Here is a 22553-nt window from a genome sequence, read left to right on the forward strand (position 1 = left end):
AAGAAGTCAAAATGCGGTACTAGCTCAGTTGGTAGAGCGCGACCTTGCCAAGGTCGAGGTCACGAGTTCGAGCCTCGTGTACCGCTCCAATTTCTAACCAAAAGAAATTGCAGTGTTGAATAAAAGTGTAATGCGGTACTAGCTCAGTTGCTAGAATGTTGAACGCGACCCGTCGCGCACCAACGTAAAATTACTAAAGAAGTCAAAATGCGGTACTAGCTCAGTTGGTAGAGCGCGACCTTGCCAAGGTCGAGGTCACGAGTTCGAGCCTCGTGTACCGCTCCAATATTTTTACATCCTTTCAAAGTTTTTTGTATTAAAAATCATAAATAAAAAATAATTTAAAATCTCTCTTATTAACTCATTCTAAATGTAATTCGGTATTGAAGTTTTGGTTGTTAGAAGCTACCGCTTCTCGCGCGAGCAAGCTCTGCGCCTACAAAAAAAGGGATTAACTTTGAGATTGTATAGCAGGAGTGAAGTAGTGGGTAATGCTTTTAAGCGGTAAAACGTTTACTAAAACAACTCCCCCTGAATGGTTGCTATAATACGCCTTGCGCCACCAGCATCGCGGTGCTCGCCTAAATAAATACCCTGCCAAGTGCCTAATGCTAAATATCCATTGGAAATAGGAATGCTTAACTCACAGCCAAGTGTGCTGGTTTTTATGTGGGCAGGCATATCGTCGTCGCCTTCGTAATCGTGGCGGTAGTATGGTTGACGCTCAGGTACAAATTTATTGAAATGACTTTCCATATCCATACGTACAGTAGGATCGGCATTTTCGTTTATGGTAAGGCTAGCTGAAGTGTGTTGAATAAATAAATGCAGCAAACCTACTTTATAATTAGCAAGCTCATTTAATTGGGCGAGTATTTCATCGTCAATTAAATGAAAACCTCTAGAGCGAGGCTTTAATATGATTAGCTTTTGTTGCCAGCTCATAGTTTGTCGAAGCTAACTTCAATATTGGCGTTACCAGCATCACTGCTAAATGGCATAATAATTTTTTTGCCTTGGCTTTTATGAGTAATAGTATGGCCTTTGCCGGATACAACAACAGGGGTTGCCATATCAAAGTCGAAGCCTTTTTCGCCTAATAAGTTTTTAGCGCCACCGGTTACCATATTGGTTATTTCACCCACCATATCGGTAACTTCTTCATCTATTATGTCTGGGCGTTCACCAAGCATACGTTCCATAATGGTTAATGCAAGCTCCTCATCAAACGTGATTGAAAATGAACCACGAGTTTGTGGGCCTACCATGCCAATAAGGCCAGAGACGTCGCCACACGCTATCTCATCGGTTTTAATTCGAGGTCTGCCAGGCTTCAATTGAGTTTGAGCCATAGTGCTTAACACATTGATTAAAGATGATAAAAAAGGATTGATGAACTCTACATTCATAGTGGTTACTCTTAATTTGGGGCTTTAAAGTGACTATATAATATGAGTATAGCCACTAAGGATTACTTTGGGAGTTACGATGCTCTGCAAGACTCACATTTACCGTGGGCTTCTATAGTTTGGCCAGATACAACAAAGCCACTTTCAGCGGCTAGGTTGCTAAGCTCATGTGAAATAACACCAGAGTGAAGCTCTTTAACAAAGCCACAAGTATCGCAGATTAATAATTGTACAGGGTGAATATGATCAAAATGATGGCACAACATAAATGCATTTGTGCTTTCTATTTTATGAATGAAACCAAGTTCAGCCAAAAAGTCTAAAGCACGGTAAATAGTTGCAGGCTTAGCACCTGTTTCTGTTATTTTTAATTGCTCTAGTAAATCATATGCACCTACACCACCTTGGGCGCTGGCTAACAGGCGAAATACTTTTTCGCGGATTGGCGTAAAACGCGCACCACGGTTATCACAAACTTGCTTTGCTTTACTTACAAGTGATTCTATATTCATCATTACTCTTATCCTTACGCTACCGTGATATACTAACATACTGTGTTGTACTTGCAGTGTTTTTATTGAACGCTTTTTATCTAGGAAATCTAGTAATGCATGAATTATTAGCGATATTTATTTTCTTTTTTGCTGTAATCGACCCCATAGGCACTGTACCTGTATTTATCGCAGTTACCCGGGGGGAAGACGATAAGTTTAAGCGAAAAGTAATATTTAAAGCGGTAGGTGTATCGGCATTAGTATTAATGTTTTTCGTATTAGCTGGTGAGCAGTTATTAAATGCAATAGAAATTCCACTTTCTGCTTTTCAGATCGCAGGAGGCATTGTGCTGCTTATTTTTGCTCTATCGATGATATTTGGTGAAAGTAAGCCTGAAACCGAGATAAAGAGTGTACGTGATAGTATGGAAACAGCCATATTTCCACTTGCGATCCCTTCTATTGCAAGCCCAGGAGCCATGTTAGGCGCCGTTTTAATGACTCGTAATGAAGAATATACCTGGGTTGAGCAGTTGCTAACGTCTTCGATGATGCTTGCTGTTTTAGCGGTTGTACTGGTTTTGTTACTGCTTGCCACACATGTACATAAATTAATTGGTGACAGTGGTGCAAGTATAATAAGTAGAATTATGGGGCTTATTTTAAGCTCTGTTGCCGTTACCAATATTTTAAATGGCATAGCGCACTACTTTGGCTTACAGGTCTTCTCTTAGCATTGATGCTTATTAGGCTTTTGTGTAAAATGCAGCGCCTTTATATAGCCTCGCTTTTTACGCCCTTTAGGGTTTTACTTTGGATGAATATACTTTGGATAAACGAACTTTGAACAGACGCTTTTCTGTAGCCCCAATGCTTGATTGGACTGATCGCCATTGTCGTACTTTTCATCGTAAAATGACTAAGCACACGGTTTTATATACAGAAATGATTACTACAGGAGCTATTTTGTTTGGCCGTGGTGATTACCTGCATTTTAATAAGCACGAAGGCCCTGTTGCGCTGCAGTTAGGAGGCTCCGATCCTAAAGCTCTTGCTCAATGTGCAAAGCTTGCCGGTGAACGTGGTTATGACGAAATAAATTTAAACGTAGGTTGCCCATCAGACAGAGTTCAAAACGGTCGTTTTGGTGCATGTTTAATGGCAGAGCCTGAACTTGTTGCAGAGTGTGTTGCTGCAATGAAAAGTGAAGTAAATATTCCTGTTACGGTTAAAACGCGTATTGGTATTGATGAGCAAGACTCGTATGAGTTTTTATGTGCATTAATTGAAGCTTCTCATAAAGTAGGTTGTGATGATTTTATTATTCATGCTCGTAAAGCATGGCTTAATGGCTTAAGCCCTAAAGAAAATCGTGAAGTTCCACCTCTTGATTACCCGCGTGTTTATCAATTGAAAAAAGACTATCCACAGCTTGATTTAAGCATTAATGGTGGCGTAAAAACAATTGAGCAGAGCCTTGAGCATTTACAGCATATAGATGGCGTAATGATCGGTCGCGAAGCGTATAGCAATCCATTTATGCTTAATGAAGTGGATGAAAAAATTTACGGCGAGGTTGCCAACACGCAATCACGTCATGATGTAGTTCGCTCTATGTATGACTACATTGAAGGGGAAATGTCTAAAGGTGCTAACTTTTGGCATGTCGCTCGTCATATGTTGGGGATTTTTCAGGGGCAACCAGGCGCGCGAGGTTTTAGACGTCACCTTTCTGAAAATGGTCACGGCAAACAAGCTGATTTATCGGTAATGGATAAAGCGCTGAGTTTTGTGCCAGAGTAAACCTAAGCCACACCTTACTTATTAAGCCACTTTCGAGTGGCTTTTTTGATCCTAAATATTAGTCAAAACACTAATTTATTGGCTAATTACACTTTAAGTTGTTCAGCTCGAAGTCACTAAATAATTTAAACTTTAATATTTAACTAATTGAAATTTAACGTTTTGTATAAAGTTTTGTGAAGTTGGCACAACTATTGGAATCCTCTTGCTGTAATTAATTAAAAATCAACAGGAGAATACAATGAGCATATTTAACCGCGTAAATGATGTAATTCAATCAAATATTGTTGCCATGCTTGATAAAGCACAAGACCCAGAAAAACTATTAAATCTAATGCTTACAGAGATGCAAGATGCGCTTAATGAGTGCCGAAGCACAGCTGCTTCTTTACTTTGTGAGGAAAAAATACTTAAACGTCAAATCGAAAATAAAAATACTGAACTCAATAATTGGCAAACTAAAGCAGAGTTAGCTATTGAGAAGGATCGTGACGATCTTGCAAAGTCGGCTCTCATCGAAAAACAGCGTGTAATAGATGTTATTGCTAGTAAGCAAGCTGCACTTGAAGCATTAAAAAAGTCGATTATAAAAATTACAGCTGATTGCGAACGACTTCAACAAAAAATGGCGCAAGCTAAAACTAAGCAAGCGCAATTAATTAAGCGCCACGATGTTGCCATTGCTAGAGAAAAAATAAGTACTACTTTGCAAAGCGAAAAAGTAGCTAACGCACTATCTAGGTTTGAGCAAGTAGAGCAACGAGTAGAGAGTATTGAAGCACAAGTTGAAGCATATGAGCTATCCGATACAGCAAGTACAACAGCCACGCAAATAGAAGCACTTGCTAAAAACGAGAAAATTGACGCTGAATTAGCTCAGCTTAAAGCAAGTAAAAAAAATGACTTAAAACACACGGCTTAAGGGGAATATGATGAATAGTTTTAATCGCCAACGTGGTTGGTATAAAGATACGTTAAATAAAAAATTATCTGGTGTGTGTAGCGGTTTAGCACATAGGTTAGATTTTCCGGTATGGGCAACTCGTTTAGTAGCAATTTTATTGTTTTTGAGCTTTCCGTTTGCAGTAGCGCTGGGATACTTTATTGCGCATTGTTGCCTTGAAGATAAAGCATATTAAGGGGTAAGACCATGAAAGCCATAGCGATATGTGTACTTATCTATTTATTATTGTTTACCGATTTTATAGCGTTTATACATGTTGATTCTTGGCAATTGCCGTTATGGATTGCCGATATTAGTTGGGCTGGGCTTGAGTTGGTGGGCGCTTTAGCTGCAATCATTACTGTTGTAGCTGTAGTTGCCCTAGTAACAATGGGCTTAGTGGGGGCGGGAATAGTGGCATTAGTAGGAACCGTTTTAGCACTTTTATTTGGATCATTAATGATTGCGTGGCCGTTATTATTTGTTGCAGTTCTGTGTTGGCTTGTTATTGATAACAAAAAAGTGGCCTCTTAATCCTTAATTTAACTGACTATTACAAGTTAACTATGTTAAATTTAGCGTGTAATTTAATGTTTTCACAAGGATTAGAATGATGGCGAGACTGTGTTTTTTGATGGCTTCTGCATTAGTATTTAGTTTTTTTTCGTCATCATTGGCGGCGCACGCAGGGCATGATCATGACGCTGACGTGGCCAAACTTGAAGTCACTAATGCACAAGTAAGGACGTTTTTACCTGCAAGTAACTCAAGCGTGGGCTACCTAACAATAATTAACCACAGTGGTACGCCGGCAACATTAACCAAAGCAACACTTGATGGTTTAGGACGAGTAGAAATACACAAACATTCACATGTTAACGGCATGATGAAGATGCAACAGGTTAAATCGGTGACAATTAAAGCCCACGAGAGCGTAAGCTTTCAGCCTGGGGGTTATCATTTAATGGTGTTTGATCCAAAAGAGCCATTAAAAGTAGGGCAAGAACGTAAACTCACGCTATATTTTAATGACGGTAACCGCTTGTTTACTAATGCTCAAGTGGTATCTCTTGAGGCGCAAGCCGCGCCGACAAAACCATCTAAACATCACGCTCATCACTAGGAGGATAAATGTCGCAACATAAAGGAAAAATAGTAGGTGCACTTGTTGTACTGCTTATTATATTTTACGCCATTGCAGTTTATTGGAGTACCGAGCCTGCACGTTTTGATGTGGTGAGCAATGCTAAAGAGCAAGCAGCCCTTAAAAATGAAACAATGGTAACTGGCTACACCACCACAACAACGTTAATAACAGTAGCGAGCACATTACTTGAAAAGCCAGGTGGCTATCTATCAAATGATGTAATGCCGCCAAGTGTAATAATGGATGATATGCCAGCGTGGGAATATGGTGCACTTGAAATGGTGCGAGATTTAGCGCTTTCTATGCGTAAAGATTTTAGCCGTTCGCAGTCGCAATCAACCGAGCACGAAGCACTTAAAAAGGCGCAGCCGCAATTTAATATTAGCTCTGAAGCATGGGCGTGGCCAAGTGCTGAAGGTGAATACCAAAAAGGAATTGATTACTTACGAGTTTATCGTGCACAAATTGCGAATCAGCATGAGCGTGATAGCCAGTTTTATGCGCGCGCAGACAACCTACGTAGTTGGTTGAAAGAAGCTGAAAAGCGTTTAGGTAGTTTAAGCCAGCGTTTGAGTGCAAGTGTAGGGCAAGATAAAGTAAATACAGATTTAGCCGGTAACTCTTCAAATAAGCAGGCAACTTATAGCCCTCTTCAGCAACAAGTAAGAACATCGTGGTGGAAAATAGATGATGTATTTTACGAGTCACGTGGTGCTACATGGGCACTTTTACACTTTTTACAGGCGGTAGAGTACGACTTTGCTGATGTGCTTGAAAAGAAAAATGCACGTGTTAGCTTACAGCAAATTATACGTGAGCTTGAGGCAACTCAAGAAACCGTGTGGAGCCCAATAATTTTAAACGGGAATGGTTTTGGCTACGTAGCTAACCACTCTTTAGTTATGGCAAATTATATTTCTAGAGCCAATGCGGCTTTAATCGAACTTAGCGAACTACTAGCTCAAGGATAAAAAATGAAAAAGTATTGTTTAGCAGCAGCCCTTTCAATGGCATGTTTAGCACCTGCAGCGCAAGCTGACACTTTATTAGGTCTATACGTAGGTGTAGATGGTTGGAAAACGGATAACGACGGACAGTTTTCTTACAAAAATAATGCATCTCAAGATTTTAACTTTGAAGATGAAACATTTGTAAGTTACTACGCAGCTCTTGAGCACCCAGTGCCACTAGTTCCAAATATTAAGCTAAAGTATACAGAACTTGAGCTTAACGGCTCAGCTGTTTTGTCAGATACCTTTAGCTTTAATGGTTCTGATTATGTCGTTGGTACTACGGTCAATACCGTTAGTGACTTAACACACATTGACTACATTCTTTATTACGAGATTTTTGATAACGATTTAGTATCAATCGATTTAGGTTTAAATGCTAAGCAGTTTGACGGTGATATTGTGGTAAATGGTACTACTCAAGAAGGTGGTACTAATTTTACAGAAACTAAAGATTTTTCGGGCTTTGTTCCACTTGCTTACGGCCGTGCTGAAGCAGGCTTACCATTTACGGGCTTAAGTGTATTTTTTGAAGGTAGCTTTTTGGCTATCGACGATAGTAAAGTACAAGATTATCAAGTAGGTGTAGCGTATGAGCTTATTGATAACCTAGCAGTAGATGTAGCGATTAAAGCAGGTTACCGTTCTATGATATTAGAACTTGATGATGTTGATGATATTACAACTGATATTGATGCATCAGGCCCATTTGCGGGTATTCAGGTTCACTTTTAATTAGTGAGCTTACAGCGTGGTGTGTTATTTATTAACATGCCACGTTAAATCAAACTCTCCTTCAAGTGCAGTGTTAATCAGTTGCTTATACACTTTATTAACTGGGTAATTAATTAACTTTGATAGCTCATCGCCTGTTTGAGTAAATTTATAATAGCTCAAAACCAAGTCACTACTTTTTGCTTTTAATGTCACTTTTTGTGATAAAAATGAGAATGTTAGTTCTTGTCCTGATTTTAAAACCGCCGATTCAATTTCTTTTCTATAGAGTAAATTAAGATCCATAAGTGTTAATATCTCAGGGAAACTAATGCCTGTTTTCCCTAAGTTTAGCGATACTTTATTGCCTTTACGCAGTAAATCGAATAGTGATGGTTTTTTATAAAAACCCAGTAGAATGAAGTGGCTATCGTCTTTTTCATTGTATGCACAAAGCGATACACACTTTTGTAAGGCATCAGCTTCACGTTGGGTCATGTGCTTTAAGGTTTGTAAGCTTTTTATTGAAAATGTGCCAGGGTTTAAAGTTTCACCCGTTAGAATTTTTGCCCAAAGCGTTTGCATTGATTGATTTGAAGTGTCTTCGCAAAGCGCTATAAAATGCTCAATCCAATCGGCATCAGGTTGCTTATTACTGGCTACATCAGGGCAAAACCCCATCGCCTTAGCTAAAATCGCTTCTATATTTTGCTGCTGCTTTATTAATAGTAAATCTTTACGTTTTTGCGCCCGCGCTAAAATCGAGTTGTCACTGTTGATATGATAAAGCGGCTTTACATCCCCTTTAGGGCCATAATTTTCATTACTTGAAGAAAGTACGCCATTTGAACCAACTTTAGTTATTGGGTAACCAAGCAAGGATTCAATGATATTGGCTAGATTAATTCTCGCTTGGGCTGTTTTGACTGTCATGGCTTTTTTCTACTCTTTTTGGATTACTAAGCTGAGCAATGGTTTGTAGGTTATTTAATCCTAGAGATACTGTGTTTTTCAGTACATACTCACTTAAAATTGCAGTGTAGCCAGATATCAAAGGCGCTGTGGTTTGGCCCTCAATGATGCAGGTTAAAGTAACGGTATTATTTTGTTCGATAAATGTAAAAGTACCTGTGATTATGTGCTCAGCATTTAATAAAATATTAAAATCTATCTTATTATCGCTTACAGCGGTAATGGTCATTTCGCCATAGCCCCATTTACCTTGCCATGACTGATGGGCACCAACACCAGAGGATGGCTCGCCTATATTAAACTCAATACTTGAGTCTACTTTCTCCCAAGGAGACCATTTGTACCATTGGCTAAAATCGGTGAACAGTGGTTTTACTACTTCCTGAGCTGCATTTATCTTTACTGTTTTGCTCACGCTATAGTGCTGTGGAAGTATAAGGCCAATAAGTACCAATACTAACGACAACAATAGTACGCTCTGTATAAGCATTTTTAATGGTTTAATAAGCACACCTTAATGAGTTTTTTGAGTTGAAATACAACAACTTTTTATTAATCGACTATAGTATGAATTAGGATAGAAACCAAAATAATTTTTTGTTATTACGTAGGAGTTCAGATGTCGTCAGAACAAAATGACTTTTTATTTTTAGATCAAGACTATGAAGATGAAGAAGTCGCTGAGGAGTCTAAGTTTTGGGACATTTTAATTGTTGATGACGAGCCAGAAATTCATTCAGTAACAAAACTTGCTTTATCAGGCTTTGAATACGGTGGAGCAGGCTTAAGGTTTCATGACGCTTACTCTGGCGCTGAGGCCATGGAAGTATTGGCCAATAACGATAGCATTTGCTTAATACTTTTAGACGTTATCATGGAAACTGACGACGCAGGTTTACAGGTAGTAAAAAAAGTACGTGAAGAACTTAATAATCAACATGTCAGAATCATTTTAAGAACAGGGCAGGCTGGCAATATACCTGAAGAAAAAGTAATACGTGAGTATGATATAAATGACTACAAAACTAAAACTGAGCTTACACGTTCAAAATTAGTAACGGCCTTGATCACGGCTGTTCGTTCGTACGAGCAGGTGTGCAAGCTTGAGTATCAAAGCTATGCAATGAATACAATTGTTTCTGCGTCTAAATCTATTTTAGGGCTGACGGATATAAAGCAACTTTGCAAAGAGATTGTTGATCACATGGGCATTATTTTGCAATGTGAAGCGCAAGGGTTAGTGTGTAGCAAGCTAGATGGTGATGATTTTATTCAGGTCTTAGGGGGTAATGGCGCATACCATAGCTGCTTTGGTGAAAAGCTCTCTACAATCAATCATGACATTTTTTCCCAAGTCGAGCAGTGTTTTAATCTATCTGAGCATCATTATACTGACTCCACAGCGACTTTTTTATTAAAAAGCAAACACAGAAAAGCCGCTTTATATATTGAATGTGACAACATCCCCACTGATGAACAGCTTCAGTTTGCCGAAATATTTCTAACCAATGTAAGTGTCGCACTTGATAATGTAAGGCTTTTTGTAAAGCTAAGGGATGCGGCTTATAAAGATGTACTTACTGGAATTTCTAATAGAACAAATTTTATAGAACGCGTAGCACACTTTCAAAACCCTCATGTAAATGACTATGTTTTTGTATTAATTGATGTTGTAAATTTTGCAGATATCAATAATGGGCTTGGACAAGAAGTTGGCAATAAGCTTTTAATAGGGATTGTTCAGCGTCTAAAAGAAACTTACCCGACGGCTAAAGAGTTATCGCGTATTGGTGCTGATGTTTTTGGGTTTCTTGTTAGGCGAGATGAATTTGATTTAAAAGCGCTAAATGAATATTTGAGTAAACCATTTCACGCGGAAGATAATGTATTACCAATTGATTTTAGAATAGCACTTTGTGAACAACAAGACTTTCAAAGTACTGGCATTGATACTCTTAAAGTGGCGTATATTGCCTTAAACCAAGCTAAAAAATTAAAGCACAAGGAGGGTGTGTACTACACCATTGAGATGCAAGATAAAATGGCTTGGCGTTTAGGTATTATAAGACAATTAAGACATGATTTTTCACGTAACAAATTAGAGGTATGGTATCAGCCACAATTATCACTAGATGACTTGTCATTAATAGGGTGTGAGGCTTTGCTAAGGTGGCCAAGCGAGAATGGGACTTACATATCACCCGTTGTATTTGTACCGTTAGCTGAGGATGCTGGACTAATTGTAGATATAGGTCAGTGGGTGCTTGAGCAGGCTTGCCAACAGCAAAAACGCCTAGAAAAAATGGGTGAAGAAATTGGCATTGCAGTTAACGTATCTGTACCTCAATTTAAAGTTAAAGGTTACGCTCAAAATGTAAAAGCAACCCTAGAAAAGTACGATGTTAAACCTAAAAATATTGAGTTAGAAGTGACGGAAAGCGTCGTAATGGACGAACTTGATACGGTTGTAAATACATTAAGAGAGCTTAAAGAGCTGGGGATAGAAGTGGCCATTGATGATTTTGGTACTGGTTTTTCATCATTAAGCTATATACAAAGTTTACCATTGGATAGACTTAAAATAGATAGAGCATTTATTAAAGACTTACCTGATAAAGACACTGGTGCTATAGCATCGTTAGTTATTTCTCTGGGTGCTAAGTTAGGTTTAAAAACCATTGCTGAAGGCGTTGAAACACAGCAACAGGCCCAATTTTTAAAGGATCTAGGTTGTGATGAGGTTCAAGGGTTTATGTACGCTAAACCCATGCCAGAGCACGAACTAATTGAATTTATAAACAAACGAGATAATAAAACTTAAATGAATTAATGATTTATAATTAAAGGCGTGGATACTTTTAATGTTGTATAAATACACAATGCTATGATGTATAATTCGCGCCTTTTGTTATTCTACGGCCACATTTATGAGCACACTCAAAGCTAAGCGCGCCTTATTCTCTTACCCAAAATACTGGGCTGAGTGTTATGGCACCGCACCATTTTTACCAACATCACGCGAAGAAATGGATGCACTTGGCTGGGACAGCTGTGACGTAATAATCATCAGTGGCGATGCATATGTCGATCACCCTAGTTTTGGTATGGCTGTAATAGGCCGAGTCCTTGAAGCACAAGGCTTTAGAGTCGGTATTATTGCTCAACCAGACTGGAATTCTAAAGATGCCTTTATGGGGCTTGGTAAACCTAATTTATTTTTTGGTGTAACTGCCGGTAATATGGACTCGATGATCAACCGTTATACGGCTGAAAAACGCATGCGCCATGATGATGCTTACACCCCTGGAAATGTAGGTGGGAAACGCCCAGACCGAGCTGTAATGATTTACTCACAGCGCTTACGAGAGGCTTACAAAGGTGTGCCTATTGTTATTGGTGGTATTGAAGCAAGCTTACGCCGTATTGCTCATTACGACTATTGGCAAGAAAAAGTACGCCGTAGTATTTTATTTGATTCCAAAGCTGACATACTTATTTATGGAAATGCTGAACGTCCATTAGTTGAAGTTGCACATAGAATTGCAGCAGGTGAAACAATGGATACAATTCAAGATATCCGTGGTACTGCTGTTATTCGTAAAGAGCCTTTACCTGGTTGGCGTGGTAGTGATTCAACCGCGATTGATAAAATAGGTAAAATAGATCCGATTCCTAATCCATACGGTGCTGATGATGTTGGCTGTAGTAAGTCAGAATTTAAACAAGCAGGTATTGATTTAAAAGCTGAAGCTGCAAAGCCTATAACTATTCAACCTGCTCGTCCTAAACCGTGGGAAAAAACATACGTAAAACTCCCTGCATTTGAGCAAGTAAGTGTTAATAAACCTCTATACGCTCATGCATCACGTATTTTACATCAAGAAACAAACCCTGGTTGTGCCCGTGCGCTTTTTCAGCGCCATGGAGATCGCTCTATTTGGGTAAATCCGCCTGCTTATCCGCTTGAAACACATGAAATGGATGATGTATTTGGCTTGCCGTACCAGCGTATTCCGCACCCAAGTTATGGTGATGCTAAAATACCAGCTTACGACATGATTAAAACGTCGGTTAATATTATGCGTGGCTGCTTTGGTGGTTGTTCGTTCTGTTCAATTACAGAGCACGAAGGACGAATTATTCAAAGTCGCTCGCAAGAATCAATAATTGAAGAAATTGAACAAATTAGAGATAAAGTGCCAGGCTTTACTGGGGTTATTTCTGATTTAGGTGGCCCTACTGCTAACATGTATAAACTACGATGCACGAGTAAAAAAGCAGAGAGTACGTGCCGTCGTTTATCGTGTGTTTATCCCGATATTTGTAAACACATGGATACCGACCACACACCAACAATCGATTTGTATAAAAAAGCCCGTGAAGTGAAAGGTATTAAAAAAATATTAATTGCCTCGGGTGTACGTTACGACTTAGCTGTGCGCGATCCTCGATACGTTAAAGAATTAGTAACACATCATGTTGGCGGCTATTTAAAAATTGCACCAGAGCACACTGAAGACGGTCCTTTGTCTAAAATGATGAAGCCGGGCATGGGCGCATACGATCAATTTAAAGATTTATTTGATAAGTACTCAAAAGAAGCTGGTAAAAAACAGTATTTAATACCGTACTTTATATCTGCTCACCCAGGGACAAAAGACGAAGACATGGTAAATATGGCTTTGTGGCTTAAAACGAATGACTTTAAGCTAGACCAAGTGCAAAACTTTTACCCTTCGCCAATGGCTAATGCGACGACTATTTACCATACTGAAATGAACTCGCTTCGCAACATCAAAAATAACGCTGAGGTGGTGCCTGTTCCTAAAGGGGCTCGCCAACGTCGATTGCATAAAGCGATTTTGCGCTATCATGATGCATCTGGTTGGCCTATGATCCGTGAAGCACTGCGTAAAATGGGTAAAGCTAATTTAATAGGTAAAGGCCCTAATTGCTTAGTACCAGAAGAAGGGCGAGATGAAAAAGCAGGTAAAGGCGCTAAAGGTCGCCCAGCTTTAACGCGCCATACCGGTTTTAGCCAATTTAAAAAGGCGAATACAAAACCAAAAGTGGGTGGTAATCGTCAGCGAGTAAGGTAATAGCCACGCAAGCCTAAATTTAAAAGCTCTTTATTGTCACATTAGTATGGGCAATAAAGAGTTTTTTGCTAAAAAGCTTCAGATAACCATAAGCGTAATTTAAGCGACCATAAAGGCTGAATGCCTGTAAGCCCTTGCGTCATTTTACTATCTTTTAAGATTATGTAGGAAGGCGTTACTTGTCCTTGCCAATCGGCAAATATCTCACCATTTCGATCATTTATTGTTGTAAAGGTGTAGTTGTTTTCAATGAGATAGCGATGAAGATCTTGATCCGATCCCGACTTTATTGCAATGGTCACTATCGAGTAATGAGTGTCTTTTGCAAGCTCGTTTATAGCTTCAGAGGTAATACTACAAATAGGGCACCAAGTACCCCAAAAATAAATAAGCGTTGGTTTACTTTGGCTAATTTTACCTAGGTTTATGGACTTATCTTGATAGTCTATTAACTGCAATTGCGGGTTAGCTGGCATCACAGGTTGTCGCCACCAATTGATAGTCGTATAAATTATGATAAATATAAAACCATATACCAACACACTTTTCAGTGCTGAAAGCCCTTTATGTTTGAGGGATTTTTTAGGTTTGTTATTAGCTGCCATGAGAGTGCTTATTCAAATCACTTTTATCAAACGGTTTTAACTTATATCAGCAACCAAGTCGCTGTGCCTAAAAAGGCAAAAATACCAACAATATCAGTTACGGTAGTAAGCACAACACTGCCTGCCAATGCGGGGTCAATATTCATCTTTTTCAATATAATAGGAATACTTGCACCCGCCACGCCCGCGACGACTAAGTTCATAAACATAGCGAAAGCGAGTACGCCACCAAGCATAAAATCCCACTGCCAAAGTGCTATAACACCAGCAATTAAAAGAGACCACAAAATACCGTTTAACGCGCCAATGGCAAGCTCCTTCATCATTAAGAAGCGTTGGTTTGTTTGATTTATATGACCTACAGCAATACCACGAATAACAAGTGTTAAAGATTGGCTGCCAGCAACGCCCCCCATAGAAGGCACAATACCGTTTAGCACCGCCAAAATAGGCAATACATCTAAAGTACCTTCAAAAAAGCTTGCTACAAAGGCTGCTGCAAGAGCGGTCAATAAGTTTACACCTAACCAAACTGAGCGTTTTTTTGAGCTTTTTAAAACGGGTGCAAAGGTATCTTCTTCGTCATCAAGACCCGCTAAGCTCAAAAGGCTATGCTCAGCGTCTTCGCGTATTACATCAACAATGTCATCAATGGTGACACGGCCTAACAGGTGTGCGTTATCATCAACTACCGGTGCAGATATCCAGTTATGACGCTCAAAAAGCTGTGCAACTTCACTTTCATCCATAGAGATTGGAATTGATTCACAATCTTCGTCCATTAAATCAAGAACGATTTTTTCTGGTGGGTTAGTTAGTAAGGTACTGAGTGATAATGCACCTAAAAAACAGTTATGTTTATCGACTACATATAAGTCATCAGTGCCTTCAGGGAGCTCGCCTCTGAGTCTTATATAACGGAGCACTACATCAAGAGTAACATCAGGGCGAATGGTTACCGTATCGGTGTTCATCAACGCGCCAGCGGAGCGCTCTTGATATGATAGGGCTTGAGTTGCTCGTTCCCTGTCTTGAATATCCATTGCGCTAACAACGTCTTTATAAACGGTGTCGGGCAGGCTTCGTAGCACTTCACCTAAATCATCATGCCCCATGTCTTCAGTGGCGGCGGCTATGTGCTTAGGCTCCATTTGAGCAATAATGCCTAAACGTACATCTTCAGAGAGTTCTTCAAGAACATCACCTTGCACATCAGGGTCAACTAATTGCCAAAGTAAACGACGGATTTTATGAGGTGATGATTCTAATAATAGTGCAGTGTCACAAGGAGCTGTTTTTGCAAGCATGCGCCTAACTTGAACAAATTGACCACTATTAAGTGACTTGGTCACCTGTTTTAATTGTTGAAGTGGGTAATCTTGTTCAAAAGCTTCAGGCATTGGCGTCCTTTACAAATTTTTATATTACTTAGGGGAGGCGGTAAGTGTACAGGCGCACTAACCTTATTTATAAGCTTAACCGGGTAAAATTTTTTATTACTAAAAGTTAAGCTTAATTATTCTTGTTCATTAAACCGTTGTGCAATTAACTGCCCAACAGCATGTAAGGCTTGCTCAGAATCAGGGCCTTCACACACTACTTTAACTTCTTTACCTTGGCTGCTTTCTAGTAGCATTAATGCAAGTACGCTATCGCCAGCTGCTTCTTTATCATCTTGAAACAGTGTAATGGTGGCATCAAACTGCACGGCTAACTGTGCAAGCACTGTCGCAGCTCTAGCGTGTAAGCCAAGTTTGTTTTTTATTAAAAAAGTGTCTTCACAATGCATAATCTACTCTATGTAAGCTGAACAGGTGATTATTCGGCTGTATTATTTTTCTTGTTCACGGTGTCTAATTTTTACATTAGGGTGCGTCATCGCAAAGCTCTCACCAATTGTTTGAGCTAAATACACCGAACGGTGTTGCCCGCCAGTACAGCCAATGGCAATTGTTAAGTAACTACGATTATTACGCTCTAGGTGTGGTAGCCATGTTTGTACAAATGTTTGAATTTGCCAAGTGAATTTTTGTACTATGCTGTGGCTCGCTAAATAATCTTTAACCGGTTGGTCTAAGCCATTTAAAGGCTTAAGCTCTGGCTCCCAATGCGGATTTGGCAAAAAACGAGCGTCAAATACATAGTCAGCCTCTTTAGGGATACCGTGTTTAAAACCAAATGACTCAAAGGTTACAATAAGTTGCTTATCTTTTTTACCGAGAATTTTCTCACGGATAGACTCCGCTAATTGGTGAACACTCAAGTCGCTTGTATCGAGCATAAAGTCAGCACGGGTTACCAATACATCTAGCAATTCTTTTTCTTTTTGTATAGCTAAATCAAGTGGTAACGAGTCAATAGAAAGCGGGTGTAACCGGCGTGTTTCAGAAAAGCGTTTGATCAGGGTTTGATCGTCACTATCTAGATAAAATAAAGTGGGATTTGCAAAACCTGGAAGGTATTCAAAGATATCATTAAATTCATCTTGTTCTTTTGGGATGTTACGCACATCGATACTAACAGCTATTTTATCGTAGGTGTCCGACACACTTCGCACTAAAGAGGGGAGTAGGTTTACTGGTATATTATCTACGCAATAATAACCTAAATCTTCTACAACGCGTAAAGCAACCGACTTTCCAGAACCGGAGCGGCCACTTATGATAATTAACTCCATTTATCACCCTTTTAAACTACGATTGGTTAACAATGACTTGGTAAAGCTCAGCATCAGATTTTGCACAGCGTAGCTGCTTACAAAACTCTTTGTCATTTAGTCTATCAGCTATAGTTGCAAGAGTCTTTAGGTGCTGCTGGTTATCGCCATCTGGTACGATGAGTGCAACAAATATATCAACTGGGCGGTTATCAATCGCGTCAAAATTTATTGCTTTTTCACTTACAAGTACTAATGCTAATGGCTCTTCTGCACCACTCATTCTTCCATGAGGGATTGCTATACCACGGCCTATCCCCGTGCTGCCAAGTTTCTCTCTATTCATTAAAGCAGATAAGATATCTTGTTGGGAAAGGTAAGGAAGCTTTTCATGAGCAAGCTCACTAATAAACTCTAAAATTCTTTTTTTGCTATTAAAAAGGACCGCAGCTTTGCTGCAGTCCTGGCATATAAGTGAGCTTAATTTCATCATATTAGTGTCGAGCAAGCTTCTCTTTGTGTTTAATAACTTGACGATCGAGCTTATCAATCAACGAGTCAATGGCAGCATACATATCTTGATGTTCAGTAGATGCAAATAATTCTGCACCACTTACATGGATAGTAGCTTCAGCTTTTTGGTTGAGTTTTTCTACATCGAGAATGACATGAACATTGTTTATATGATCAGAATGCCTTTCTAGCTTTGCAAATTTATTATTTACGTAGTCTCTCAATGAATCAGTAACATCTACATGACGACCAGTTAAGTTTAGTTGCATAAGCGTTTTCCTCTTTGTTTTGCGTCTTATATCAAACTCTTTCGTTGATTAGACGGTGGAATAGCCAGAGATTCGCGGTATTTTGCGATTGTGCGTCTAGCTACTTTAATTCCTTGCTCAGCCAATATATCCGCAATTTTACTATCACTCAATGGTTTTGCTGAGTTTTCTGCGGCAATCAATTTTTTAATCAAAGCACGTATTGCTGTAGACGAACACTCACCACCATTTTCGGTGCTTACATGGCTTGAGAAAAAGTATTTAAGCTCAAATATACCACGTGGCGTGTGCATGTACTTTTGAGTAGTTACGCGCGAAATAGTCGATTCGTGCATTTCTACCATTTCAGCAACATCGTTTAAAACCATAGGCTTCATGGCCTCTGGACCATGCTCAAAAAAGCCCTGTTGCTGCTTAACAATACAATTAGTTACTTTAAGCAATGTGTCGTTTCTGCTCTCTAGGCTTTTTATAAACCATTTAGCTTCTTGTAAATGAGAGCGAATAAATTGACTATCACCACTAGATTTAACTGTACGCGACATAGCTGCATATTGGCTATTAACACGTATTTTAGGCATGCTATCTGGGTTTAGCTCAACGACCCAGCGGCCTTTTATTTTTTTCACCGACACATCGGGAATTACATACTCTGACTCTTCCCTTACTATAGTATCTGCGGGTTTAGGGTTTAGAGTGTGAATTAACGTCATTACTTCTTTAAGCTCGTCTTCTTTGAGCTTAGTTTTCTTCATTAATGTACGATAGTCGCGAGCTGCTAATAGATCAATATGCTCGGTTAAAATCATCTTTGTTTCATTGATAAAAGGCGCATTTTTATCAAACTGATTTAGCTGAATACACAAACACTCTTGTAAGCTACGAGCTGCTATACCCACAGGGTCAAATAACTGTATACGTTTTAAAACGGCCTCTATTTCATCAAGTTCAACTTCACCTTCGTCGTCATTCTCTTGATTAAAGCTTTCTAAAATTTCTTCACAACTAAGTGTTAAAATACCAGAGTCATCGACTGCTTCAACTATCGCTATTGCGATAGCTTCATCCGTGGGACTAAATGGCGTGAGCTGTAATTGCCACATTAGGTATTCGTGAAGTGTTTCGGTTGAAGCACCTTGGTAAATAGATTCATCTTCTGGCATTGGGCCTGATGATGAAGCAGGTGCTGCGCTCATGTACTCATCCCAGCTTACATCCATAGCCATTTCGTCACTTACTGTATCTTTAGTAAGTGCTTCACCACTATCTTGCTCGTACTCGCTCGGTTTTTCGTCAGCACTAGCGCTTACGGTTACTTCGTCGTTATCTGCTTTTTGCTCGTTTTTACCAGCCGATTCTTCCGTGTAATCTTGTTCATCTACTTCGAGAAGCGGATTACTATCAAGCGCTTCTTGTATTTCTTGCTGGAGATCCAATGTACTGAGTTGCAACAAACGAATTGCTTGTTGCAGCTGTGGAGTCATTGTAAGTTGCTGGCCCATGCGCAGCTGTAATGATTGCCTCATGTATCTCTAACAATCCTTTTATGTTGTTATAATTAATACTAGCAGATGCTTAAAGACATGGCGTAAATGTTACAGCCTAAATTGCTCGCCTAAATAAACATCGCGTACCGTTTTATCGTTTAATACGTGCTCTGGTGTACCAGAAGCAATTAACTCTCCATGAGAAACAATGTAGGCTTTTTCACAAACATCAAGGGTTTCTCTAACATTATGGTCGGTAATTAATACACCAATGCCGCGATTTTTAAGGTGTTCTATTATTTTCTTTATATCTAATACCGATATAGGGTCAACACCTGCAAAAGGCTCATCCAATAAAATAAATTTAGGATTAGCGGCTAATGCGCGCGCTATTTCTACGCGACGGCGCTCACCACCCGATAAAGCCATACCTTGGCTGTCTCGAATATGTTGGATACTAAATTCATCTAACAAGTTGTTAAGCGTATCTTCTCTCGCTTTTTTATTAAGCTCTTTACGCGTTTCTAAAATAGCCATTAGGTTTTGATAAACGCTAAGCTTTCTAAAAATTGACGATTCTTGTGGCAAGTAACCTATGCCTAATCTAGCACGACTATGCATGGGTAAAAGAGTAATATCGTTCTCATCGATAGAAATTTTGCCTTTATCGCTTGGTACAAGGCCTACTATCATATAAAAAGTAGTCGTTTTGCCTGCACCATTTGGTCCGAGTAACCCTACAATACTGCCGGCTTTGACTTCAAGGCCAACGTTTTTTACAACTTCGCGACCTTTATAGCTTTTTGCTAATAGCTCTGCTTTTAATGTGCTCATGGCTGACCTTTATCACTTTCTTTTTTTGGCTTAACAGGCACTAAAATAGTGTGCACGCGGTCGGTTGAGTTTTCATCTTTTTCGGCGCTAATTAATTGCTGTTGCATGTCGTACGTAATGCTTTTTGCATTGATTTTTTGACCTGCTTGCGCAACTTCAGCATCACCAACAAGCGTTAAAAATCGTTTTGCTACATCGTAACGCACTTCGTTTGCACTGGCGCTCATTACCGTGCCGTCAGCTTGTTTTTCTTCGAAATAAGCTGGGCTACCTGTTGCTATTAGTAACTGTTTGTTATCACCTAAATCATCGCGCTTATGTACTTCTAAGCGGTCAGCTGTAATACGACGATTACCGTGAATAATTTCAACGTTCTTTTCAAAAATCCCGACATTGGCTTTTAGCTGACCTTCTTGTTTGTCGGCGCTAATTGAAATTTGATCGGCAGCAGGAGCTTCTCGCTCTGCCGTATAGCCATTAAAAGCAAGTAGAAGGGCTGGAATTATAAGTATTTTAGACATTTTATTGGTCATAATATATGGTTCGCGTATGGTTAATTAGTTTAATCACTTCAGTTTTTAAGTCGGCTTCAAGGCCTTTACCGGTGATTTTTAAATTTGGCCCCGTAATGACAACAGGTTGTTCTGAACGCATTGTTAATAGGTTTATATCAACTTGAATATTGTCAGCGTTGATTTTGTCTATCATAGCGTTGTCGGTTAAATTTATGGCAACTACATTACCTTCTAAAATTAACTGTTTGTCTTCGTATAATGTTGCTTCGTCAGCCTTTATTTGCCACGTTTGTTTTTCGTTATATAGGGTAAATATAGGCTTTTCAAAAAATGTAAAACCTAGTTGCTGGTATAATTCCATTTTAGCCGCTGTTACTTTGTGGCTAATTTTACCCTGTTCATCGTAAGCTGTTTGTTTAAGTTCAATAGCTATATAATCAGGCTCAGCAATCACTTCAGCTTCTTCCTGAGGTGCTGTATTTGTTTGGGTAAAATAAGGGTACCAAAGCCAAACCATACAGCTAATGAATAAAATGCTAAGTATTATACGCGCCGCATTCATGAACTAGTGCCTTGTGTGGTAAGCGCCTTACCATTTTCAAGCATGAGTAAATCGGTAAGTTCTCTTACGGCTCCAAAGCCTCCAGGCATTTGTGTAACATAATGCGATAAACGTTTAATAAGTGGGTGGGCATCGTTTACAGCAACGGCAAAGCCGACTTGTTCCATTACAGGCATATCGGGGCCATCATCGCCAATATAGGCAATGTGCTCGTCGCTAAGGTTAAGCTTGTTTTTTAGCTCTTGGTAAGCAATGAGTTTGTCTTCTTGGCCTTGATAAATATGTTGCACTGTTAAGCTGCTCATACGGGTTTGCACTATTTGAGAATGACGCCCAGTAATAACGGCTACTTCAAAGCCACTATTTATTAATGCCTTTATGCCAAAGCCATCTTTGGTGTTAAACGCTTTTAGCTCTTCGCCTTGGTTACCAAGGTAGATTCGCCCATCAGAAAAAACACCATCAATATCGCATATAAGTAGTTTTACTTTTTTTGCACGCGCTTTTGCGTCTGCACTTAGCGGTTGATAGAGATCTTCAAATTGCATTTATAACACTCCTGCTTTTAATAGGTCTTGCATGTTAAGTGCGCCAATTGGCTGATTTTGTTCGTTAACCACAATCAACCCATTGATACGTTTGTTTTCCATTATATTGAGCGCTTCAGCTGCAAGTATATCTTGGGTAGCCGTTGTACATGACGTAGTCATTACCACACTAATCAAAGTGGTATGAATATCAATACGTTGCTCTAAAATACGGCGTAAATCGCCATCGGTAAATAATCCCGCAAGTTCTTTATTGTCATTAACAATCGCAGTCATGCCTAAGCCTTTGGCTGACATTTCAATTAATGCATCTTTTATGGTTTGTGAAATATTAATAATAGGTGTGTTTGTACCACTGTGCATTACGTCTTTTAGCGTTAATAGTAAACGCTTACCTAGGCTGCCTCCTGGGTGCGATAGTGCAAAGTCATCTGCGGTAAAACCTCTAGCCTCTAGGAGTGCCACAGCCATAGCATCTCCCATAGCTAAAGTGGCTGTGGTGCTTGCTGTTGGTGCAAGACCTAATGAACAAGCCTCTTTTTCTACTTTTATGCAAACATGTACATTAGCAAGAGTTGCCATGCTTGATTGCATATTACCCGTCATGGCTATCATTTTTGCACCCAGTCGTTTTAAGACTGGGATGATATTTAAAACTTCGCTGGTTTCCCCTGAGTTTGAAATAAGCATAACCACGTCATTTTTTGTGATCATGCCTAGGTCGCCATGACTTGCTTCACCAGGGTGAACAAAAAAGGCAGGACTACCCGTACTTGCCAGAGTCGCCGCTATTTTATTGCCAACATGGCCAGATTTACCCATGCCAATAACAATAACGCGGCCCTGACAGTCGTACATTAATTGGCATGCTTGATGGAAGTTTTCATCAATATATTGAGAAATATCACTCAATGCTTGGCGTTCAATATCAAGAACGCGAAGGCCTTGTTCAATAAAGTTTAACTGCGCCATG

27 protein-coding genes and 2 tRNA genes are annotated in these 22553 nt (G+C 39.5%); 12 read left to right on the forward strand and 17 right to left on the reverse strand.

The window, feature by feature from the left end:
• Positions 1-13: 13 nt before the first annotated feature.
• Together J8L71_RS01340 and J8L71_RS01345 are read left to right on the forward strand one after the other, a co-directional pair.
• Positions 14-89 (forward strand) — tRNA-Gly (locus J8L71_RS01340).
• A gap of 120 nt (positions 90-209) precedes the next feature.
• Positions 210-285, forward strand: a tRNA-Gly gene (locus J8L71_RS01345).
• A gap of 231 nt (positions 286-516) precedes the next feature.
• Here J8L71_RS01345 and J8L71_RS01350 read toward each other — a convergent pair.
• The 3 genes from J8L71_RS01350 to J8L71_RS01360 all read right to left on the reverse strand — a co-directional run bounded on the left by J8L71_RS01350 (position 517) and on the right by J8L71_RS01360 (position 1921).
• On the reverse strand, positions 517-945 hold the full coding sequence (locus J8L71_RS01350; RefSeq protein ID WP_210998933.1) for a secondary thiamine-phosphate synthase enzyme YjbQ: 429 nt from the start codon (positions 943-945) through the stop codon (positions 517-519).
• On the reverse strand, positions 942-1409 hold the full coding sequence (locus J8L71_RS01355) for a chemotaxis protein CheX (RefSeq protein WP_210998934.1): 468 nt from the start codon (positions 1407-1409) through the stop codon (positions 942-944). The genes J8L71_RS01350 and J8L71_RS01355 overlap by 4 nt, the downstream gene beginning before the upstream one ends.
• Before the next feature lie 74 nt (positions 1410-1483).
• Positions 1484-1921: a transcriptional repressor gene (locus J8L71_RS01360; RefSeq protein WP_210999338.1), complete on the reverse strand. Its 438-nt coding sequence runs from the start codon at positions 1919-1921 to the stop codon at positions 1484-1486.
• 95 nt (positions 1922-2016) lie between these two features.
• Between J8L71_RS01360 and J8L71_RS01365 the strand changes: the two genes are divergently transcribed.
• The 8 genes from J8L71_RS01365 to J8L71_RS01400 all read left to right on the forward strand — a co-directional run bounded on the left by J8L71_RS01365 (position 2017) and on the right by J8L71_RS01400 (position 7541).
• Positions 2017-2637: a MarC family protein gene (locus tag J8L71_RS01365; RefSeq protein ID WP_210998935.1), complete on the forward strand. Its 621-nt coding sequence runs from the start codon at positions 2017-2019 to the stop codon at positions 2635-2637.
• A gap of 136 nt (positions 2638-2773) precedes the next feature.
• A complete protein-coding gene (gene dusA, locus J8L71_RS01370) occupies positions 2774-3706 on the forward strand; it encodes a tRNA dihydrouridine(20/20a) synthase DusA (protein ID WP_247655180.1) in 933 nt (310 codons plus the stop codon).
• A 241-nt stretch (positions 3707-3947) separates the two neighbouring features.
• A complete protein-coding gene (locus tag J8L71_RS01375; protein ID WP_210998937.1) occupies positions 3948-4628 on the forward strand; it encodes a PspA/IM30 family protein in 681 nt (226 codons plus the stop codon).
• A gap of 10 nt (positions 4629-4638) precedes the next feature.
• Positions 4639-4845, forward strand: coding sequence for a PspC domain-containing protein (locus tag J8L71_RS01380; protein WP_210999339.1), 207 nt, complete (start codon positions 4639-4641; stop codon positions 4843-4845).
• Positions 4846-4856: 11 nt separating this feature from the next.
• Positions 4857-5183: a hypothetical protein gene (locus J8L71_RS01385; protein ID WP_210998938.1), complete on the forward strand. Its 327-nt coding sequence runs from the start codon at positions 4857-4859 to the stop codon at positions 5181-5183.
• 79 nt (positions 5184-5262) lie between these two features.
• Positions 5263-5772 (forward strand): copper chaperone PCu(A)C, encoded by a 510-nt coding sequence (locus tag J8L71_RS01390; RefSeq protein WP_210999340.1) that lies wholly within the window; start codon positions 5263-5265, stop codon positions 5770-5772.
• Between the two features lie 8 nt (positions 5773-5780).
• The gene (locus J8L71_RS01395; RefSeq protein ID WP_210998939.1) at positions 5781-6767 is read left to right on the forward strand and encodes a DUF2333 family protein; all 987 of its coding nucleotides are present in this window, start codon (positions 5781-5783) and stop codon (positions 6765-6767) included.
• 3 nt (positions 6768-6770) lie between these two features.
• On the forward strand, positions 6771-7541 hold the full coding sequence (locus J8L71_RS01400) for a TIGR04219 family outer membrane beta-barrel protein (RefSeq protein ID WP_210998940.1): 771 nt from the start codon (positions 6771-6773) through the stop codon (positions 7539-7541).
• A 24-nt stretch (positions 7542-7565) separates the two neighbouring features.
• On the opposite strand, the gene J8L71_RS01405 is transcribed toward J8L71_RS01400, so the two are convergent.
• Complete coding sequence (locus J8L71_RS01405; protein ID WP_210998941.1) at positions 7566-8453, reverse strand: TIGR03899 family protein; 888 nt, start codon at positions 8451-8453, stop codon at positions 7566-7568.
• Complete coding sequence (locus J8L71_RS01410) at positions 8422-9003, reverse strand: SRPBCC family protein (RefSeq protein ID WP_210998942.1); 582 nt, start codon at positions 9001-9003, stop codon at positions 8422-8424. Before J8L71_RS01410 ends, J8L71_RS01405 begins: the two co-directional genes overlap by 32 nt.
• Before the next feature lie 108 nt (positions 9004-9111).
• Between J8L71_RS01410 and J8L71_RS01415 the strand changes: the two genes are divergently transcribed.
• Together J8L71_RS01415 and J8L71_RS01420 are read left to right on the forward strand one after the other, a co-directional pair.
• Positions 9112-11313, forward strand: a complete 2202-nt coding sequence (locus J8L71_RS01415; protein WP_210998943.1) for an EAL domain-containing protein — start codon at positions 9112-9114, stop codon at positions 11311-11313.
• Positions 11314-11419: 106 nt separating this feature from the next.
• Entirely contained in the window at positions 11420-13591 is a 2172-nt protein-coding gene (locus tag J8L71_RS01420; RefSeq protein ID WP_210998944.1) for a YgiQ family radical SAM protein, read from the forward strand.
• A gap of 68 nt (positions 13592-13659) precedes the next feature.
• Here J8L71_RS01420 and J8L71_RS01425 read toward each other — a convergent pair whose 3' ends face one another.
• From J8L71_RS01425 to J8L71_RS01480, 12 genes are all read right to left on the reverse strand, one after another.
• A complete protein-coding gene (locus tag J8L71_RS01425; protein WP_210998945.1) occupies positions 13660-14196 on the reverse strand; it encodes a protein disulfide oxidoreductase in 537 nt (178 codons plus the stop codon).
• A 41-nt stretch (positions 14197-14237) separates the two neighbouring features.
• The gene (mgtE, locus tag J8L71_RS01430) at positions 14238-15596 is read right to left on the reverse strand and encodes a magnesium transporter (protein WP_210998946.1); all 1359 of its coding nucleotides are present in this window, start codon (positions 15594-15596) and stop codon (positions 14238-14240) included.
• Between the two features lie 116 nt (positions 15597-15712).
• On the reverse strand, positions 15713-15985 hold the full coding sequence (locus J8L71_RS01435) for an HPr family phosphocarrier protein (RefSeq protein ID WP_058546972.1): 273 nt from the start codon (positions 15983-15985) through the stop codon (positions 15713-15715).
• Positions 15986-16027: 42 nt separating this feature from the next.
• Entirely contained in the window at positions 16028-16873 is an 846-nt protein-coding gene (rapZ, locus tag J8L71_RS01440; RefSeq protein ID WP_210998947.1) for an RNase adapter RapZ, read from the reverse strand.
• Between the two features lie 16 nt (positions 16874-16889).
• Positions 16890-17342 (reverse strand): PTS IIA-like nitrogen regulatory protein PtsN, encoded by a 453-nt coding sequence (gene ptsN / locus J8L71_RS01445; protein ID WP_210999341.1) that lies wholly within the window; start codon positions 17340-17342, stop codon positions 16890-16892.
• 4 nt (positions 17343-17346) lie between these two features.
• Positions 17347-17634 (reverse strand): ribosome hibernation promoting factor, encoded by a 288-nt coding sequence (hpf, locus tag J8L71_RS01450; RefSeq protein ID WP_058546974.1) that lies wholly within the window; start codon positions 17632-17634, stop codon positions 17347-17349.
• A gap of 26 nt (positions 17635-17660) precedes the next feature.
• A complete protein-coding gene (locus J8L71_RS01455) occupies positions 17661-19160 on the reverse strand; it encodes an RNA polymerase factor sigma-54 (RefSeq protein WP_210998948.1) in 1500 nt (499 codons plus the stop codon).
• Positions 19161-19229: 69 nt separating this feature from the next.
• On the reverse strand, positions 19230-19955 hold the full coding sequence (lptB, locus tag J8L71_RS01460; RefSeq protein ID WP_210998949.1) for an LPS export ABC transporter ATP-binding protein: 726 nt from the start codon (positions 19953-19955) through the stop codon (positions 19230-19232).
• On the reverse strand, positions 19952-20488 hold the full coding sequence (gene lptA / locus J8L71_RS01465; protein ID WP_210998950.1) for a lipopolysaccharide transport periplasmic protein LptA: 537 nt from the start codon (positions 20486-20488) through the stop codon (positions 19952-19954). Before lptA ends, lptB begins: the two co-directional genes overlap by 4 nt.
• Positions 20478-21032: an LPS export ABC transporter periplasmic protein LptC gene (lptC, locus tag J8L71_RS01470; RefSeq protein WP_210998951.1), complete on the reverse strand. Its 555-nt coding sequence runs from the start codon at positions 21030-21032 to the stop codon at positions 20478-20480. The genes lptA and lptC overlap by 11 nt, the downstream gene beginning before the upstream one ends.
• Positions 21029-21580, reverse strand: a complete 552-nt coding sequence (kdsC, locus tag J8L71_RS01475) for a 3-deoxy-manno-octulosonate-8-phosphatase KdsC (RefSeq protein ID WP_210998952.1) — start codon at positions 21578-21580, stop codon at positions 21029-21031. The genes lptC and kdsC overlap by 4 nt, the downstream gene beginning before the upstream one ends.
• Positions 21581-22552 carry a KpsF/GutQ family sugar-phosphate isomerase gene (locus J8L71_RS01480; RefSeq protein WP_210998953.1) on the reverse strand — a complete coding sequence of 324 codons (972 nt, stop codon included), beginning with the start codon at positions 22550-22552 and terminating at the stop codon, positions 21581-21583. It lies immediately after the preceding gene.
• Position 22553: the final 1 nt, after the last annotated feature.

The sequence above is a fragment of the Pseudoalteromonas sp. MMG007 genome (assembly GCF_018100985.1).
In the GTDB taxonomy this organism is placed as follows: Bacteria; Pseudomonadota; Gammaproteobacteria; order Enterobacterales; family Alteromonadaceae; genus Pseudoalteromonas.

Coding starts and splice junctions, on each gene's coding strand:
- J8L71_RS01455 (WP_210998948.1), bottom strand. CDS start 19,160: ATGAGGCAATCATTACAGCTGCGCATGGGCCAGCAACTTACAATGACT.
- J8L71_RS01380 (WP_210999339.1), top strand. CDS start 4,639: ATGAATAGTTTTAATCGCCAACGTGGTTGGTATAAAGATACGTTAAAT.
- kdsC (WP_210998952.1), bottom strand. CDS start 21,580: ATGCAATTTGAAGATCTCTATCAACCGCTAAGTGCAGACGCAAAAGCG.
- J8L71_RS01435 (WP_058546972.1), bottom strand. CDS start 15,985: ATGCATTGTGAAGACACTTTTTTAATAAAAAACAAACTTGGCTTACAC.
- lptC (WP_210998951.1), bottom strand. CDS start 21,032: ATGAATGCGGCGCGTATAATACTTAGCATTTTATTCATTAGCTGTATG.
- J8L71_RS01415 (WP_210998943.1), top strand. CDS start 9,112: ATGTCGTCAGAACAAAATGACTTTTTATTTTTAGATCAAGACTATGAA.
- J8L71_RS01385 (WP_210998938.1), top strand. CDS start 4,857: ATGAAAGCCATAGCGATATGTGTACTTATCTATTTATTATTGTTTACC.
- J8L71_RS01390 (WP_210999340.1), top strand. CDS start 5,263: ATGGCGAGACTGTGTTTTTTGATGGCTTCTGCATTAGTATTTAGTTTT.
- lptB (WP_210998949.1), bottom strand. CDS start 19,955: ATGAGCACATTAAAAGCAGAGCTATTAGCAAAAAGCTATAAAGGTCGC.
- lptA (WP_210998950.1), bottom strand. CDS start 20,488: ATGACCAATAAAATGTCTAAAATACTTATAATTCCAGCCCTTCTACTT.
- rapZ (WP_210998947.1), bottom strand. CDS start 16,873: ATGGAGTTAATTATCATAAGTGGCCGCTCCGGTTCTGGAAAGTCGGTT.
- J8L71_RS01360 (WP_210999338.1), bottom strand. CDS start 1,921: ATGAATATAGAATCACTTGTAAGTAAAGCAAAGCAAGTTTGTGATAAC.
- ptsN (WP_210999341.1), bottom strand. CDS start 17,342: ATGAAATTAAGCTCACTTATATGCCAGGACTGCAGCAAAGCTGCGGTC.
- mgtE (WP_210998946.1), bottom strand. CDS start 15,596: ATGCCTGAAGCTTTTGAACAAGATTACCCACTTCAACAATTAAAACAG.
- J8L71_RS01425 (WP_210998945.1), bottom strand. CDS start 14,196: ATGGCAGCTAATAACAAACCTAAAAAATCCCTCAAACATAAAGGGCTT.
- J8L71_RS01395 (WP_210998939.1), top strand. CDS start 5,781: ATGTCGCAACATAAAGGAAAAATAGTAGGTGCACTTGTTGTACTGCTT.
- dusA (WP_247655180.1), top strand. CDS start 2,774: ATGCTTGATTGGACTGATCGCCATTGTCGTACTTTTCATCGTAAAATG.
- hpf (WP_058546974.1), bottom strand. CDS start 17,634: ATGCAACTAAACTTAACTGGTCGTCATGTAGATGTTACTGATTCATTG.
- J8L71_RS01375 (WP_210998937.1), top strand. CDS start 3,948: ATGAGCATATTTAACCGCGTAAATGATGTAATTCAATCAAATATTGTT.
- J8L71_RS01365 (WP_210998935.1), top strand. CDS start 2,017: ATGCATGAATTATTAGCGATATTTATTTTCTTTTTTGCTGTAATCGAC.
- J8L71_RS01350 (WP_210998933.1), bottom strand. CDS start 945: ATGAGCTGGCAACAAAAGCTAATCATATTAAAGCCTCGCTCTAGAGGT.
- J8L71_RS01405 (WP_210998941.1), bottom strand. CDS start 8,453: ATGACAGTCAAAACAGCCCAAGCGAGAATTAATCTAGCCAATATCATT.
- J8L71_RS01420 (WP_210998944.1), top strand. CDS start 11,420: ATGAGCACACTCAAAGCTAAGCGCGCCTTATTCTCTTACCCAAAATAC.
- J8L71_RS01355 (WP_210998934.1), bottom strand. CDS start 1,409: ATGAATGTAGAGTTCATCAATCCTTTTTTATCATCTTTAATCAATGTG.
- J8L71_RS01480 (WP_210998953.1), bottom strand. CDS start 22,552: ATGGCGCAGTTAAACTTTATTGAACAAGGCCTTCGCGTTCTTGATATT.
- J8L71_RS01400 (WP_210998940.1), top strand. CDS start 6,771: ATGAAAAAGTATTGTTTAGCAGCAGCCCTTTCAATGGCATGTTTAGCA.